General features: G+C 70.7%; 12 protein-coding genes and 1 pseudogene. 7 read left to right on the plus strand and 6 right to left on the minus strand.

From position 1 onward, the window contains the following. Positions 1–915 (minus strand): serine/threonine-protein kinase (locus AC08OQ_RS10365; RefSeq protein WP_476612011.1); only part of this gene is annotated, 915 nt, incomplete at its 3' end. A 269-nt stretch (positions 916–1,184) separates the two neighbouring features. On the opposite strand from AC08OQ_RS10365, the gene pgi reads away from it, so the two are divergent. After that, positions 1,185–2,855: a glucose-6-phosphate isomerase gene (gene pgi / locus AC08OQ_RS10370; RefSeq protein WP_476605094.1), complete on the plus strand. Its 1,671-nt coding sequence runs from the start codon at positions 1,185–1,187 to the stop codon at positions 2,853–2,855. A gap of 94 nt (positions 2,856–2,949) precedes the next feature. Continuing rightward, on the plus strand, positions 2,950–3,291 hold the full coding sequence (locus AC08OQ_RS10375) for an STAS domain-containing protein (RefSeq protein WP_462202732.1): 342 nt from the start codon (positions 2,950–2,952) through the stop codon (positions 3,289–3,291). Between the two features lie 42 nt (positions 3,292–3,333). On the opposite strand, the gene AC08OQ_RS10380 is transcribed toward AC08OQ_RS10375, so the two are convergent. Next, positions 3,334–3,585 (minus strand): hypothetical protein, encoded by a 252-nt coding sequence (locus AC08OQ_RS10380; RefSeq protein ID WP_462186455.1) that lies wholly within the window; start codon positions 3,583–3,585, stop codon positions 3,334–3,336. A 263-nt stretch (positions 3,586–3,848) separates the two neighbouring features. On the opposite strand from AC08OQ_RS10380, the gene AC08OQ_RS10385 reads away from it, so the two are divergent. Further along, on the plus strand, positions 3,849–4,151 hold the full coding sequence (locus AC08OQ_RS10385; RefSeq protein ID WP_462186454.1) for a hypothetical protein: 303 nt from the start codon (positions 3,849–3,851) through the stop codon (positions 4,149–4,151). A 23-nt stretch (positions 4,152–4,174) separates the two neighbouring features. On the opposite strand, the gene AC08OQ_RS10390 is transcribed toward AC08OQ_RS10385, so the two are convergent. The 3 genes and pseudogenes from AC08OQ_RS10390 to AC08OQ_RS10400 all read right to left on the minus strand — a co-directional run. Continuing rightward, positions 4,175–7,402, minus strand: coding sequence for an AAA family ATPase (locus AC08OQ_RS10390; RefSeq protein WP_476600957.1), 3,228 nt, complete (start codon positions 7,400–7,402; stop codon positions 4,175–4,177). A gap of 155 nt (positions 7,403–7,557) precedes the next feature. Further along, complete coding sequence (locus AC08OQ_RS10395) at positions 7,558–7,698, minus strand: hypothetical protein (RefSeq protein ID WP_476600965.1); 141 nt, start codon at positions 7,696–7,698, stop codon at positions 7,558–7,560. Between the two features lie 2 nt (positions 7,699–7,700). Continuing rightward, positions 7,701–7,841: pseudogene (locus AC08OQ_RS10400) on the minus strand (ATP-binding cassette domain-containing protein); the annotation flags it as partial. 186 nt (positions 7,842–8,027) lie between these two features. Between AC08OQ_RS10400 and AC08OQ_RS10405 the strand changes: the two are divergent. Both AC08OQ_RS10405 and AC08OQ_RS10410 read left to right on the plus strand, forming a co-directional pair. Next, the gene (locus tag AC08OQ_RS10405; RefSeq protein WP_462202729.1) at positions 8,028–8,654 is read left to right on the plus strand and encodes a nitroreductase family protein; all 627 of its coding nucleotides are present in this window, start codon (positions 8,028–8,030) and stop codon (positions 8,652–8,654) included. A gap of 152 nt (positions 8,655–8,806) precedes the next feature. Then, on the plus strand, positions 8,807–9,343 hold the full coding sequence (locus tag AC08OQ_RS10410; RefSeq protein WP_476600959.1) for a hypothetical protein: 537 nt from the start codon (positions 8,807–8,809) through the stop codon (positions 9,341–9,343). Positions 9,344–9,413: 70 nt separating this feature from the next. On the opposite strand, the gene AC08OQ_RS10415 is transcribed toward AC08OQ_RS10410, so the two are convergent. Further along, a complete protein-coding gene (locus AC08OQ_RS10415; RefSeq protein ID WP_476612012.1) occupies positions 9,414–12,239 on the minus strand; it encodes a patatin-like protein in 2,826 nt (941 codons plus the stop codon). Between the two features lie 130 nt (positions 12,240–12,369). On the opposite strand from AC08OQ_RS10415, the gene AC08OQ_RS10420 reads away from it, so the two are divergent. Together AC08OQ_RS10420 and AC08OQ_RS10425 are read left to right on the plus strand one after the other, a co-directional pair. After that, positions 12,370–12,726, plus strand: coding sequence for a hypothetical protein (locus AC08OQ_RS10420; RefSeq protein ID WP_476605092.1), 357 nt, complete (start codon positions 12,370–12,372; stop codon positions 12,724–12,726). A gap of 179 nt (positions 12,727–12,905) precedes the next feature. Then, positions 12,906–14,750 carry an acyl-CoA dehydrogenase gene (locus AC08OQ_RS10425; RefSeq protein WP_462186449.1) on the plus strand — a complete coding sequence of 615 codons (1,845 nt, stop codon included), beginning with the start codon at positions 12,906–12,908 and terminating at the stop codon, positions 14,748–14,750. Positions 14,751–14,815: the final 65 nt, after the last annotated feature.

A 14,815-nucleotide genomic window follows, 5' to 3' on the forward strand; every position in this document is an offset into this window, starting at 1 on the left:
AGCCGACCCCAACCACCCCGCCCGGCGCGGCCCACAGCCATGCCCGTGAACCGTCACCCACAGCAAGATCGCTAAAGCAGGTGAATGTTTACGGCCGAACGCGCGGCTGCTCGCTCGGGCGAGTTCCAGGGCGAAGTCGGCGGCGTCGGCGAAGCGGGTGCCCGGATCCTTCGCCAGCGCCCGCAGGATCACCGCGGAGACGGGTGGCGGAACCATGGTGAGCGGTTCCGGCATGCTTGTCAGATGGTGGTGGGTCAGCGGCTGCACCGCCATCTGACGGCCGAACAGCGGTCGGTTGGCGATCATCTCGTAGAGCACACCCGCGAGGGCGTAAAGATCGGTGGACGGGAAGAGACGCGTCCCTATGATCTGCTCGGGAGCCATGTAACGCGGCGTTCCCAGGATCGCGCTGGCGGTGGTCTCCACTCGGTCGAAAATCTTGGCGATGCCGAAGTCGGTCACCTTCAGCAGCCCGTCGCCGACGAACATGATGTTGTCCGGCTTGATGTCCCGGTGCAGCACTCCGTGGCCGTGCGCTGTGGCGAGGGCGGCCGCGGCCGCGAGCCCGATCGAGCAGGTGGTCTCGGCGGAGACCGGTCCCGAGCTCATCCGCTGTTTGAGCGTGCCGCCGGAGAGCAGCTCCATGACGAGCAGGCAGGTGCCCTCGTGCTCCACGTAGTCGTGGATACGCACGATGTGCGGATGGTCCAGTTCAGCCAGCACCCGAGCCTCGGACAGGAAGCGGGCACGCAGATCGGGGTCGTCGGAGGTGTCCAGCAGGATCTTGATCGCGACCTTGCGGCCGATGAGCCGGTGCTGGCCGGCCAGCACGAGCCCGTAGCCACCCCGGCCCGGGTCGCCCTCGACGGAGTAACCGGGAAGCGCCGCCTCCACCCGAGATTTATCTATCAACAAGGTCCAGATCCGTCCGCTACCACGCCGGGCATCCGCTGTACCGCCACCCGTGCGCCGAGAACCATCCTGGCCTGCAATGACGCCCTTCGTCGGGTTCCTGGTGATCCTACGGCCCTGACCCCCCATTCCCTACCCCCGGCCGGCCGGTCCGGCGTGCCGGATCGGCGACACGGGCAGGCCGACGGGGCTGGCGAGCGCCGCCGTCGCCGCAGTGCGGATGATGGGCACTGCGGCACATGTTGAACCTGCGAGGAAGGGCATCCCACGTCATGTCGACAACCGAGCCCGCTGCCCCGGTGGCTCCGCTGGACATCACCGCGACCGAGGAATGGGCGGCGCTCACCACGCATCTGCGCGAGATCTCCGAGGTGTCCCTGCGGGATCTGTTCGCCGCCGATCCCCGGCGTGGCGAGACGTTCGCCGTCGAATCGGACGGACTCTATCTTGACTACTCCAAGAACCGGCTGACCGCGCGCACCGTCGAGTTGCTGACCGCGCTGGCCCGGCGCGCCGGGCTGGCGGACCGGATCGAGGCGATGTTCCAGGGCGAGAGGATCAACGTCACCGAGAACCGACCGGTGTTGCACGTGGCGTTGCGCGCCCCGGCCGGCACCCGGATCGAGGTGGATGGCGCCGACGTCGTCCCCGACGTGCATCGGGTGCTCGACGCGATGTCCCGATTCGCCGACCGGGTGCGGTCGGGAGAATGGCTGGGTGCCACCGGTGAGCGGATCCGGACGGTGGTCAACATCGGCATCGGCGGCTCCGACCTGGGACCCGCCATGGCCTACGACGCCCTGCGCGACTATGCCGACCGGTCGATCGAAGTCCGGTTCGTCTCCAACGTCGACCCCACCGACATCTGGGAGGCCACCGCCGATCTCGATCCGGCCAGCACCCTGTTCATCGTCTCGTCCAAGACGTTCACCACCCTGGAAACGATCTCCAATGCGCGGGCCGCGCGGTCCTGGCTCACCGGCCTGCTCGGCGAGGACGCCGTTTCCCGGCATTTCGTCGCGGTCTCCACGAATGCCGAGAAGGTCGCCGAGTTCGGTATCGACACCGAGAACATGTTCGAGTTCTGGGACTGGGTGGGCGGCCGGTACTCGGTGGACTCCGCGATCGGCCTCTCGCTGATGATCACGATCGGGACGCCGAACTTCCGGGAGTTCCTCGCCGGTTTCGCCGCCATGGACACGCACTTCCGGACGGCTCCGTTCGAGCGGAACCTTCCGGTTCTGCTCGGCCTGATCGGCCTGTGGTACCGCGACTTCTTCGGTACCGCGACGCACGCGGTGCTGCCCTACAGCCACTACCTGGGCCGATTCCCGGCTTATCTCCAGCAGCTGGACATGGAGAGCAACGGGAAGTCGGTCGATCTCACCGGGCGGCCCGTGCCGACGCCGACCGGACCGATCGTCTGGGGGACTCCCGGCACGAACGGACAGCATGCGTACTATCAGCTCCTGCACCAGGGGACGACGATCGTCCCGGCTGATTTCATCGGCTTCGTCCGGCCGAACCATCCCGGGGTGGGCACGGCGGACGGCGCCGGGGTGGACCAGCATGCCCTGCTGCTGGCCAACTTCCTGGCGCAGACGGAGGCCCTCGCGTTCGGCCGGACAGCCGCGGAGGTGGCCGCCGAGGGTGTCGCGCCGGGCCTCGTTGCACATCGGACCTTCCCGGGTAATCGACCCTCGAACACCCTGCTCGCCCAGCAGCTGACTCCATTCACCCTCGGTCAGCTGATCGCACTGTACGAGCACAAGGTGTTCACCCAGGGTGTCATCTGGGGGATCAACAGTTTCGACCAGTGGGGCGTGGAGCTCGGCAAGGTGCTGGCCGGTCGGATCATTCCGGAACTCGGGTCCGAGCAGGAACCGGAGCTGGGGCATGATAGCTCGACAAACGCTCTGATCAAGCGTCTGCGCGCCGGCTGACGTCCGCCGGGGATCCAGCCAACCGAGGCATGTTACTCTGCGTAACTGATCGGGGGGTGACCCCACGCAGTGACGACATCGGGGGGTGGAAGTCATGCGGGTGGATGCTGGAGCCTTGCGGATGTCCGTGCAGCGGACAGGCGAGGACGTGCTCATCGAACTCGCCGGGGAACTCGACACTGCCGGGCGGCTCCGGTTCCGTGAGCAGATCGGCGAGCATCTCGGCCGGGGCGGGGGGACGGTCACGGTGGATGTCGCGGGCCTGCGCTCGATCGACATCCCGGGGCTCGCCGCTCTGCTCCGCGCCGATCTGCTGCTCCGCCGGGTGCACTCACGTCTGGAGATCCAGGCACCCACGCCGGCGTTCGCCGCGTTGTTGCGGGAGGCCGGTCTCGACGGTCGACTGCGGGTCGGCGGGGGATCCCGCCGCCGCTGACCGCCGCCTCACCTGTCCGCACCCCGCAGGCTGGGAGACGGCTCAGCTGATGAGCGGTGACGTCCGATCGCCCGATGACGCGGGTGCGCTGAGGGTGGCGGGTGCGCTGGGTGACGGTCGTGCACCGGATGGTCCGGAGTCGCCCACCGAGGCGGTGCCGTCCTCGGTGACCAGGGAGAGCAACCCGCGGGAGCCGATCAGACGTTTCTCGATCCCGCCCATCATGAGCATCCCCGCCATCACGAAGAGTGGAAAACCGAGCACCATCAGCAGGACGGGTGGTGTGAGACTCACCGAAAGACCCCCAGGCTGGCTTACGGATCTGATCGGCACCATGGACGCCGTACCGTAGGCGTTACCCTCGGACCTCCGTTGCTCACGTCCCGACCGTCGTCTCACCCGACTCGGGTGTCCACCGGGTTCTCCCCGAGGGGGTCGCCGATTCCGGCCGGGTGGAAGAATAAACCGCAGCTCAGGGGTCTGTTCCGGGATGCGTGTTGTTCCCGGTGTCCGCGGGCTCGTACCCTTCCCCCAATATGTCTGCGCGGCCCGTTCCATTGCCCGCTTATAGCGGCCGTCCGTGGGTTCGTGACGCGGACCTGTTTGCGCGTCTCGACCTGCTCTCCGAGCAGGTCGATTTCGCCCTTGCCGAGATAGCCCTGCGGCGGGCCGCCTACCAGCGAGCCTGCGAGGAGGAGGCCGACTGGCAGTGGGCGCCCCTCGGCGTTGAGGTGCTGAGCCGGCCGTCCGTGGCGCAGGCTCTGGCCGGCGAGCTCGCCGCCGTCGAGCGGCTGCGGTTGTGGGCGCAGGAGATGTACTGGTTGCAGGAACAGGCGCGGCTGCGCGGACTGCTGCGCTGAGCGTGCGGGCGCGGGCCGCCCCGCTATCCCGTTCCCGGCGAGGGGCCTCCCGTCCCTGGCGGGGGGCCGTCGAGCGTGCCGAACAGCCGGCGGCCGAGGTTTGCCGCGGCGACGTTGCCCCGGTGCAGATACCGGGTGATGCCAGCTTCCAGGCTCTCGGCGGCGTCGTCCTTGCAGCCGGCCCGGTAGAGCACCTCGGCGCGGGACAGCAGCGCGTGTCCCTGGCCGTCGGTGTCGTCGGTGCGGCTGGCGAGATCGACGGCGGTGTCGGCGAACCGGAGGGCCTCGGCATCGCGGCCGCGCAGCGCCAAGAGCTTCGCGTGGACCCCGCACCATCCGGCCTGGGCCGGTAGCTGGTCGGCGGCGGCGGCGTCCCGACACCGGGTGACGTACTTGCCCGCGTCGTCGACCTTGCCGAGCCGGACGAGAACGTCGGCGAGTGCCGCGGCCCGGTTGGCCAGGAACGCGCGTTCCCCCATCCGGGACAGCTGCCGGCAGCTTCGCCGCAGCTCCCGCTCGGCGACTGCCAGCTCGTCGGCGAGCAGTGCCACCCGGGCCACGACGAACCCGCCATGAAAGGGGTCGACCCGAGGGGCGCGCAGGTCGTGAACGATCTCCTCGGTCGCCTTGAGATGGATCTGCGCGCCCTCCAGATCCCCCGACATGGCGGTGAGGACCGCGAGCTGGGCGAGCACGGTCCGACGCAGAGCCCGGTCGTCGTCAGCGGCGTCGAGGGCCTCGTTTGCCCGGGTGATCCCGACGGCGACTGGCCGGGGCCCCCAGCTCATGAGCATGGTGAGCTCCCGGCGCAGCGACTGCGCGGCCCGGGGCACGCCGGACTCTTCCGCATGCCGGACGGCGTTCTCCATCGCCCGCTCGGCCGCGGCGAACTGCCCGGCCGCCAGGTAGGCGTTGGCCTGGCTGCGGCAGGCGAGCGCCGCGCCGACCTCGTCGCCGGCCTGCACGAAGTTGGTCAGGCACGCCGCGGCTTCGGTCAGCGTCCTGGCGACCAGGCCCTCCGGATCGGTGGAGAACAGCACCCGCAGGTACGCGAGCCGGGCGTGGGCCCGCAGGCCCTCCTCCCCGGCGCGCCGGGCCCGCTCGGTCACCTGGCGCAGGATGCGCTCGGCGTCGGAGAGCCGGCCGAACGAGTACAGCGCCCAGCCGAGGTCGATCTCGGCCCGTAGCCGCAGCGGGTCCGTCTCGGGCAGCAGGGTGATGGCCCGCTTGAGCAGCTGGGCCGCGCCGGTCTCGTCGCCCTGGCGCACCCGGTCCGCCGCCTCGATCAGACAGGTCGCCGCGGATCGGCCCAGCTCGACCGTCTCGGTGTCGCGCTGCCCGATCTCCACCCGGTAACGGAACGCCTGCTCCAGGTGGTAGCCGACCAGTTCGTCGTGCTCACCGGGGCCGCCCTCCAGCCGGGTCTGCAGCCACTGGGCGAACCGCTGGTGCAGATCGGCGCGCTGCCGTTTGGCGGTGGACTGGTAGGCGCAGTCGCGCAGCAGCACGTGCAGGAACCGGAACGCCTCGACGCCGGGCAGGTCGGACCGATCCGGATGCACCAGTTCCTTGCGGACCAGGCTCAGGCAGTGGGCGGCGACCATCGGCTGTTCGTTCGGGTCCGACAGGTCGATGACGGCGTCGAGGTAGAAGCGTTCCCCCACGATGGCGGCGCGTTCAAGGACCCGCCGTTCGGGCGGGTCGAGCCGGTCGAGCCGGGCCGCGAGCAGGGACGAGATGGTCGGCGGCACCGTCACGTTGCGCAGGCTGCCGGTGGCGATCCACCGGCTGCCCTCCCGGCGCAGCAGGCCGTCGTCGACGAGGGCCGCCACCATCTGCTCGACGAACAGTGGGTTGCCGGCCGCGGAGGTAGTGATCCGGGAGACGAGGGCCGGGTCGAGGTCGTCGGAGCCCATCAGGGTGCGGATCAGGCGCTGGCAGCGTGCCTCGGTCAGCGGCGCCAGCAGCATCGAGGTGGCGTTGAGTTTGCCGCCTCCCCAGTCCCGCCGCTCCTCCAGCAGTTCCGGGCGGGCCAGGCACAGCAGCATGATGAGGGCGTCGCGGGACCAGTCGGCGATGTTCTCCAGCAGGTCGAGCAGGGTCGGCTCGGCCCAGTGCACGTCGTCGAACCACAGGATCAGCGGGCGTCGGGCCGCCAGCGCCTGGAAGAAGGACCGGACGGCCCAGAAGCTCTCCTGCGGACCGAGTTCCGCGCCGCCCAGCCCCACCAGGGGCGCGAGCGCCTCGACGATCTCCGCCGCCTGGGTGACACCGTCGAGCAGTTCCCGCAGCCGACGCCGCCCGTCCGGGGCGCTCTCGTCGGCGGACAGACCGGTGGCCTGGCGCACCATCTCCATCAGCGGCCAGTAGGCGATGCCCTCGCCGTAGGACAGGCAACGCCCGGTGAGCACGGTCGCCCGGTTCGCCATGGCCGCGCAGAACTCGCCGACCATCCGGGACTTGCCGATGCCCGCCGGGCCCAGCACGGTGAACAGGTGGCAGGTGCGTTCCTCGACCACGGCCTCGAAGGCGTCCTGCAGCCGGCGGCGTTCCCGGTTACGCCCGATGACCGGGGCGGTGAAGCCGTGGGTCGGGGCCCGGCTGCCGGGACCCGCGGTCGGGTCGACCAGCCCGATCAATCGGTGCACCCGCAGCGGGTCGCGCTTGCCCTGGACGACCAAGGGGCCGAGCGGGCTCACCGTGACGCTGTGCCGGATGAAGCGGTAGGTGGTGTCCCCGATGAGGATCTCGTCAGGGGGAGCGGCGTGTTCCAGCCGGGAGGCGACGTTCACCGGATCGCCGGTGACGCCACCGCCGGCGACGGTCACCTCGCCGGTGTTGATCCCGATCCGCACCCGCAGTTTCAGGCCCCACTCGCGCTGCAGGTCGGCGTTGAGCGCCTCCATCGCCGCCCGGATGTCGAGGGCGGCGCGACCCGCGCGCAGCGCGTCGTCCTCGTGCAGCACGGGAATGCCGAAGACGGCGAAGACGGCGTCGCCAATGAACTTCTCGACCGACCCGCCGTGGGTGTAGATCACTTCACGGACGGTGGTGAAGAACCGCCACATGACCTGCTGCAGCGGTTCGGAGTCGATTCTCTCGCCGATGTCGGTGGACCCGGTGATGTCCACGAACATGATCGTCACGGTTTTCCGGGCGCCGCTCCCCGGGGTGGGAAGGGGATTCCCACATCCGGAGCAGAAGCGCGCCCGCTCGGGGTTGTCCTCCGCGCAGGTCGGGCACGGCACCATATGCTGGATGGTAGGCCGATCGCGACCCGAGGCGGTGGGGGATGTGCGTACCCGAGTCGCCTGAGGTGACCCGTCCCACGCCGGTGCCACCGTCGAGTCCCGGCCGGGACGGCGCGACCCGGGCGGTTCATCCGCCGACGGCCGGCTTGGCGCGGTCATGACGGCAGCTCCCGCCGCACCGCGAGGAGCGCCGCCACCTGGGCCAACACTCCCCAGCCGCCCGCGTTCACCTCGACCGCCCCGCAGCCACCAAAGACCACCACGCTGCCGGAGCCAGGGGTGACCAGAGCCAGCAACCAGGGGTGACCAGACCCAGCAGGATGCGCGGCGTCGTTGTCTTGCCGGGGCCGTTCGGCCCCAGAAAACCGGTGATGTTCCCTTCCCGCACCGTGAAACTCACGTCCCGGACGGCGCGCTGGGACCCGTATCGCTTGGCCAGATGGTCTATTTCAACGACGGCGGTGACGAGAGCCTCCCGGCGGAGGTTCGAGCGGGGCAATCTCTACGGTAACCTGTCGCTGTTCCAGATCCACCGGCGGCTGTCACCGCCGGCCGGGTCGCGGTCGCCGGCCGGGAGACCGGTACTTCCCGGGTTCCCCGAACCGCGATCCCCCAAGGAGTTTTCATGGACGCTCTCGCCTGCCTGATGACGCGCCGTACAGCGACCCGGCTCGTCGAACCCGGTCCGACGGCGGAGCAGATTATGATCATACTTAGTGCCGCCACCACGGCGCCGGATCACAAGATGCTGCGGCCCTGGCGCTTCGTGGTCGTGCGGGGCGATGCTCGCGCCACCCTGGCGGCGGCGATCAAGCGGGCCGCCGAGACCGTCGGCGGGTTGCCCGAGCCGGTCATCCGCAAGACCGCCGGCAAGGCCACCCGTTCCCCGGCGCTCATCGCCGTCGTCGCCTCCCACGTCGGTTCGAAGGTTCCGGTCGCCGAGCAGGACGCCTCGGCCGCGGCGGCGGCGCAGAACATCTGCCTGGCCGCGCACGCGCTCGGCGTCGCCTCGGCCTGGAAGTCGGTGCCGATGCAGGGCAGCGCCGAGGTCCGGGAGGCGTTCGGGCTGACGTCGGACGAGGCGCTGGTCGGCTGGGTGGAGCTCGGGACCCAGGCGGGCACCGCGCCGCTGCCGGCGCGGCCCGCCGTTCGGCTGGCCCAGGTCGCGGCGGAGATGGAGGCCGACGGGACGCTGGTTCCCGTGGCGGCGGACGATCGGATCTCCCAGTTCGGGCAAGTGACCACGGTGTGAGCGGCAGGCTACCTAAGCTGGAACGCAGGTCTTGAGATCGGGCGGCCTGGACCGGGGTATGACTCCGGCTCCCGAGGTGCGACGGGAGGTGCGCCGTGTGTGGCGGTCTTCGAGGCCGTGGTCTTCGAGGCCGTGGCCGTCTCGGCCTGAGCGTGGCCGGGGGGCTGCTGCTCGCGCTGGTCGTCGGATGCTCGGATCCGGGGTCGAGCGGGTCCGGCGGCTCGGCCGCCCGGCCGGGCTCGGTGGTCATGCCGAGTGCGTCGTCTCAGGACCCGGGCGGCCCGGGCACGCCCGGGGCCTCCGCCGCGGCTGCGACGCCTGGCGTCTCGCGGGCGCCGGGCCCCTCCGGAACCTCCGCCGCCCCGGATGGTGTCGCGTCACCGCCGGTGCCGACTCCGCAAGCATCCTCCGTCTTCGTCGGAGAGGCCTGTTCCCCCACCGAGGACACCTCGCCCGCGACCGCCGTGAACGGCCTTGTGCTGTTCTGCGCGCCCGTCGGCGGGAGCGGCCCGGCCGGCATTGGTCGATGGTCCACGGAGCCGCCCGCCCCGGCTCTCGTGACCCGGCCGGATGAGGGCGGGAACTGTGACCCCGAGGACGTCGGGCGCATCGTCCAGGACTCCGCCGGCCGCCCGGTGTCCTGCCTTCGAGACCCGACGGGCACCCTGACCTGGTCCGACATCTCCTGAACCGGGTCACCACGTCACCGAGCCACCGGTGCCGGTGGCGCGGACCGCCGGGCCGTGCCTACCGGGATGATCAGCCGTTGCGGCGGGCCCGGCGGGTGGTGAGGGCCTCGGCGACGGACCAGAGAGCCGGCAGCACCAGGGCTCCGAAGACGGTCGCCCATGCCCACGGATGATCGGCCAGGTATGGCACGACGTCGTCGTGTAGCCAGGGGAAGAGTCGGTCATGGATCACCGGAACGGCACCGGCCGCCGCGAACACCGCGATGAGCCCGGCTCCCACGACCGCCAGTCCTCCGGGCAGGTGCCGCCAGCCGGTCAGTCCGATCATCAGCAGGCCGATCAGGCCGACGACGATCCCCAGGCCGCCGAGGATGCCCGAACCGGTCAGCCCGCCGGCCGTACCGAGGCCGACCATCGCTGTTCCCACCGCGATCGTCATCCGCCGCCGGCCGTGCGTGACATCCCGGATCATCTCGAAGGCGAGACGGGTGACGGCCCGGGCGAGGAAGGCGACCGGTCGCAGGGGCCGTGGCAGCCGGCGGGTCGATGCCGCCCAGGCGACGACCACCGCCACGATCTGGGCCAGGGCGGTCACCAGAATCGGGCCCTGCGCCGCGTCGGTGATGCGTTCGTCCGAGACGCGGCAGGCCTCGAGCACCTCGTCCACCGCTCGCGGGGGCAGCGCGCCGGGCGTGACGAGGACGCCGCTGAGCCCGGGTGGCCGGGGCGGTCGGCGCGCCAGAGCCGAACTGTCGACGCCGACCGGCCGATGGGCACCGGTCCGTCCCGCGGCGACCCTGGCGGCCGCGGCCGCGGCCAGCGAGATGACCTTGGCGCCGCGCGGCTCGTCCAGGTTCGGGGGGCCCGTCGCTTCCGGTGCCGCCGAGGCCCCCGGTCCGGTCGTCGTTCCGGGCCGGGCTGGTTCCGCGGTCAGGGCCCGGTCGACGGCGGCGAGGAAGTCGGCGGTGGGCCGCGGATCGACCCCGGCCTCGTTGTCGCGCCGCACCGCCTCGGCGACCCCCACCAGCTCCTTGGCCGCGATGTCCCGTTGGAGGCCGGCGGCGACCCAGGTCGCCGTGACCGGCAGGTTCGGCGGCACGGGGGCGTCCGGATCGGTCAGAAAGCCAAGCTCGTCGAGTACCTCCCGTGGCGCCGGGCTGCCGGCCACCTCGGTGAGATCGTCGACCAGATCCACCAGCCAGCCCCGGCGGGCCAGCGCCGCGGCACGGGCGTGACCGGCGGGGACGGCGGGGATGGCGGTGTCCCGGCGGATCATGAGCCGGCGTGGATCCAGCATGATCCGGACCAGCCAGCCCGCACCGTCCAGCCGTCCCCACATCCAGTCGTTGGCCCGCCACGAGGACTTCGCGAAGGCGCCGAAGTTTCCCAGCTGCAGGCCTGTGACCTTCTCCTCGGCCAGCGCGCGGGCGGGATCGAGGCGGTTCGGTAGATCCGCGCTGATCTGGACGAGCTCAACCGGTTGATCGAGGACCGCGGCGCCGGTGCTCCGCTCGACCAGGTGCACGGCGATCAGGGCGTCCGCGGGAGTCGACGGGAGGTACCCGACGAAGTCCGCGAGGGTCCGGGCCGCCACCGCCCGGCGCTGGCCGAGACTGAGACCCTCGGGCCTGGTCTCTGGTCCCGCCGGAGGCGGGGCCGCGGGGGACCGCCGGTCCACGAGATCGGTGAGCTCGTCCTGCCCCGCGTCGCCCTCCGGGTCGGTCCGCAACCAGCGGCGGGCTGCCTCGGCGATGACGTCGAGCAACGGTGCCCCGGCCATCGCACCGAGGGTCTCGCCGACCGTCGTGAAGACGCCGGGTCGCAGGGCCGCGGTGCCCGCAGTGCCTGCAGTGCCTGCGGTGCCTGCGGTGCCGGTGCTCCGGATGGTGGCGCGCGAGGCGCCGTGCACGGCCGCCGCGAGCCGGGCGAGTCGGATCCGGTCCGCCGGCTCGGGGGAGAGGACGTACCCTTCGTTGATCATGTTGATCAGCAGGCCCTTGGCGGCGTCGAGCGCGGGCCGGCCCAGCCGCCACAGGTCGGCGAGGTCGGCCGTGGTCGGCAGCCGGTCGGGAAGCATCTGGACCACGGCGTTGACCGCGGCGTTCGTCATCCGGGCGGGTCCGGCCGCGTCGGTGCGCAGCGCGTCGGTGTCCGGGGGACGGGGCAGGTCGAACCGACCACCGAGGACGCGCAGCAACGCCTCGATCACCGGTGGGGCGGTCTCCTCTGCCAGGCTGCGGCGGTAGGCGTCATAGACGCTCTCGTCCGCTAACCGGGGCCCACCGGCCGGGGCAAGGCGCAGCAGCCGTCGCCGGTTCGCCCGCGTACCGCGTACGGCGCTGTTACGATCGCGCAGCGTCGCCAGATCTGTACCGATCGACTGGTTCAGCGCCGCGCCGAGCATCTGGAGGAGGGTGGGGATCACCGCGGGCGGTGTGGGCGGCATGGGTGGTGTGGGCGGCACGGGTGGCATGGTCGGTGCCGCCGGATCCGTCATCGGTACCGGCATCCGCGGCGAGGGCACGACGTAGGCGAGCACGCGACGGACCTGGCGCTCGGCGGGCCGGTCGAAGATGGCCGCCAGCGCCGGTCCGATCGGGCGGTTGACCAGAATCCCGCCGTCCGAGGCGTGGAATCCGCGGGAGGCGTTGACGTAGCGGGCCATGTCCGGGTGCGCGGCATCGACGGCGTGCCCCACCGGCACGTAGGCCGGCTCGAAGGCGCCCGGAAAGGCGGAACTGGCCCGTGCGGCCAGGGCGAGACGGGGGACCGCGCCAGGGTCGGTCAGGTCCTGCGTGCCGAAGGCGAACAGGCCCCGGTGGTCGACGTCGCACATGGTGCCGCCGAGTGAGTCGGCGTGCTCGGCGACCTCGCCGCGCAGGATCGTCGTGGTGATGAAGACCGATGTCGGGCGGTCCGCGCCGGCCCGGTTGGGGCGGGCCGTCTCCCCCCACCGCTGCCAGGGCGGTGTGCAGCGCGGGCAGCACGGCGGTGTCCCCGTGCAGTAGCGAAGGATACGTCTTTTCGTGGGGGGTGCGCATGAGCGCGTCAAGCGAGCCGAGGGACAGCCACAGGTCCCGCAGCGGGGTGAGATCGGCGTGGTGGGTGTTCGCGTAGCCCAGCATGGCGGCGTTGATGCCACCGGCCGAGGTGCCGGCGAGTACGTCCACACTGACCTCGACGTCGAGGATGGCTGCCAGCCGGGCGTAACGGGCGGCGACGGCAGCGTCCGCTTCGTCGGCCCGGTCACGGTCCGGGCTGGTCGCAAGGTTGATCTCGGTGGCGACCCCGCCCATCCAGACGGCGAGGCTCGCGCCACCGGTCATGACGACCGCGAGCCGTACCTCCTGGGTGGCCGGGTCGCGCATGAGTGGCAAGAGTAGACGTGCCCGGCCTCGGGTCTTCCCCGTTTGTCGGAGAAAAGTTGGATCGCGACGACTTCTTCCCAGCCGCCGCTCTTGTCAACGGGTTACTCGTGAGTAGCATGGGAACAACGTACTCACGAGTAGCTAGCCGGCATCGGCTGATCACGATGTCCGGCGGTCCCGGGAAGGAGCCGTTGATGGGCCACTACCGGAGCAATCTGCGAGACATCGAGTTCAACCTGTTCGAGGTGTTCGGGATCGATCGCACGCTCGGCACCGGTCCCTTCGGGGAGATGGACGCCGAGACCGCGCGCGAGGTGCTGGCCGAGCTCGACCACCTCGCCTCCGGACCCGTTGCCGAGTCCTTCACCGACGCCGACCGTCATCCGCCGACCCTGGATCCGGCGACCGGATCGGTGACCCTGCCGGAGTCGTTCAAGAAGTCCTACCAGGCCGTTCTGGACGGTGAGTGGTGGCGGCTCTACCTTCCGCCGCACCTGGGCGGACTGGGTGCGTCCCCGACCGTCGCGTGGGCGGCCTCGGAGCTGCTGCTCGGAGCGAACCCGGCCATCTTCATGTACATGGCCGGCCCGACGTTCGCAGCGATCCTGCACCGGCTCGGCAACGAATGGCAGCGCCAGCTCGCCGAGTTCGCCATTGAACGGCACTGGGGCGCGACGATGGTGCTCACCGAGCCGGACGCGGGTTCCGACGTCGGGGCCGGTCGTACCAGGGCGATCGAGCAGCCCGACGGCACCTGGCACATCGAGGGCGTGAAGCGGTTCATCACCAATGGGGACTGGGATGTCCCGGAGAACATCATCCATCTCGTGCTCGCCCGGCCGGAGGGGCACGGCCCGGGGACCAAGGGCCTGTCGATGTTCGTGGTGCCGAAGTTCATGCCCGATCCGCGGACCGGCGCGCCCGGCGCCCGCAACGGCGTCTACGTGACGAACATCGAGAAAAAGATGGGCCTGAAGGTCTCCGCCACCTGCGAGCTGCGGTTCGGTGAGCGGGCGCCGGCGGTCGGCTGGCTGGTCGGTGACGTCCACGAGGGCATCGCCCAGATGTTCCAGGTGATCGAGTACGCCCGGATGATGGTGGGCAGCAAGGCCATCGCCACGCTGTCCACCGGATATCTCAACGCGCTCGAGTTCGCCCGCACCCGCGTCCAGGGTGCGGACCTGGCCCGCGCGTCGGACAAGACGGCACCGCGTGTCACGATCATCCATCACCCGGATGTCCGCCGGATGCTGATGATGCAGAAGGTGTATGCGGAGGGCATGCGTTCGCTGATGCTCTACACCGCGACGTTCCAGGACCGGGTTGCGCTGGCCGGCGAGCGGGGGGAGACCGACGAGCTCGCCGAACGCATCAACGACCTGCTGCTCCCGATCGTCAAGGGGGTCGGCTCCGAACGGTCCTACGAGCTGCTCGCCTCTTCACTGCAGATCCTCGGTGGTTCCGGGTACCTGCAGGACTATCCGATCGAGCAGTACATCCGCGATGCCAAGATCGATACTCTCTACGAGGGCACCACGTCGATCCAGGGCCAGGACCTGTTTTTCCGGAAGATCGTCCGGGACCAGGGGCAGGCGCTGACCTCCGTGCTGGGCGAGATCCAGACGTTCGTGAAGGGGGAGGCCGGCAACGGCGCGCTGCGGGCGGAGCGGGAGGCGCTGGGGGTGGCTCTCGATGACGTCCAGAGCATGGTGAATTCGCTGGTCGGGTTCCTCACCGGCGCCGCCGAGGATGCCGCCGCGATCTACAAGGTCGGCCTGAATACGACGAGGCTGCTGATGAGCCTCGGCGACCTGATCATCGGATGGCTGCTCCTGCGCGGCGCCGAGGTAGCCCTGCGAACCCAGGATTCTCCGGCATCCGCCGGGGCCCGGTCCGCTCGGGACGCCGCCTTTTACCAGGGCAAGGTGGCCGCCGCGCGCTGGTTCGCGGCCAATGTGCTACCGGAGTTGACGGCGCGCCGGGTATCGCTGGAGTCCACCGGCCTCGGGCTCATGGAACTGCCGGAGGAGGCGTTCTGATGTTGCCGGGGCGGGGTTGCGTTCTTGTCGCGGCAGGGTATCATACGGGCTCTTCGAAGTTAAGC

It is taken from the genome of Frankia sp. CcCS3 (genome assembly GCF_977927575.1).

Bases quoted from the DNA above. Each gene is read 5' to 3' on its own strand.
- AC08OQ_RS10390 (WP_476600957.1), bottom strand. From the start codon at position 7,402: ATGGTGCCGTGCCCGACCTGCGCGGAGGACAACCCCGAGCGGGCGCGC.
- AC08OQ_RS10425 (WP_462186449.1), top strand. From the start codon at position 12,906: ATGGGCCACTACCGGAGCAATCTGCGAGACATCGAGTTCAACCTGTTC.
- AC08OQ_RS10375 (WP_462202732.1), top strand. From the start codon at position 2,950: ATGCGGGTGGATGCTGGAGCCTTGCGGATGTCCGTGCAGCGGACAGGC.
- AC08OQ_RS10405 (WP_462202729.1), top strand. From the start codon at position 8,028: ATGGACGCTCTCGCCTGCCTGATGACGCGCCGTACAGCGACCCGGCTC.
- pgi (WP_476605094.1), top strand. From the start codon at position 1,185: ATGTCGACAACCGAGCCCGCTGCCCCGGTGGCTCCGCTGGACATCACC.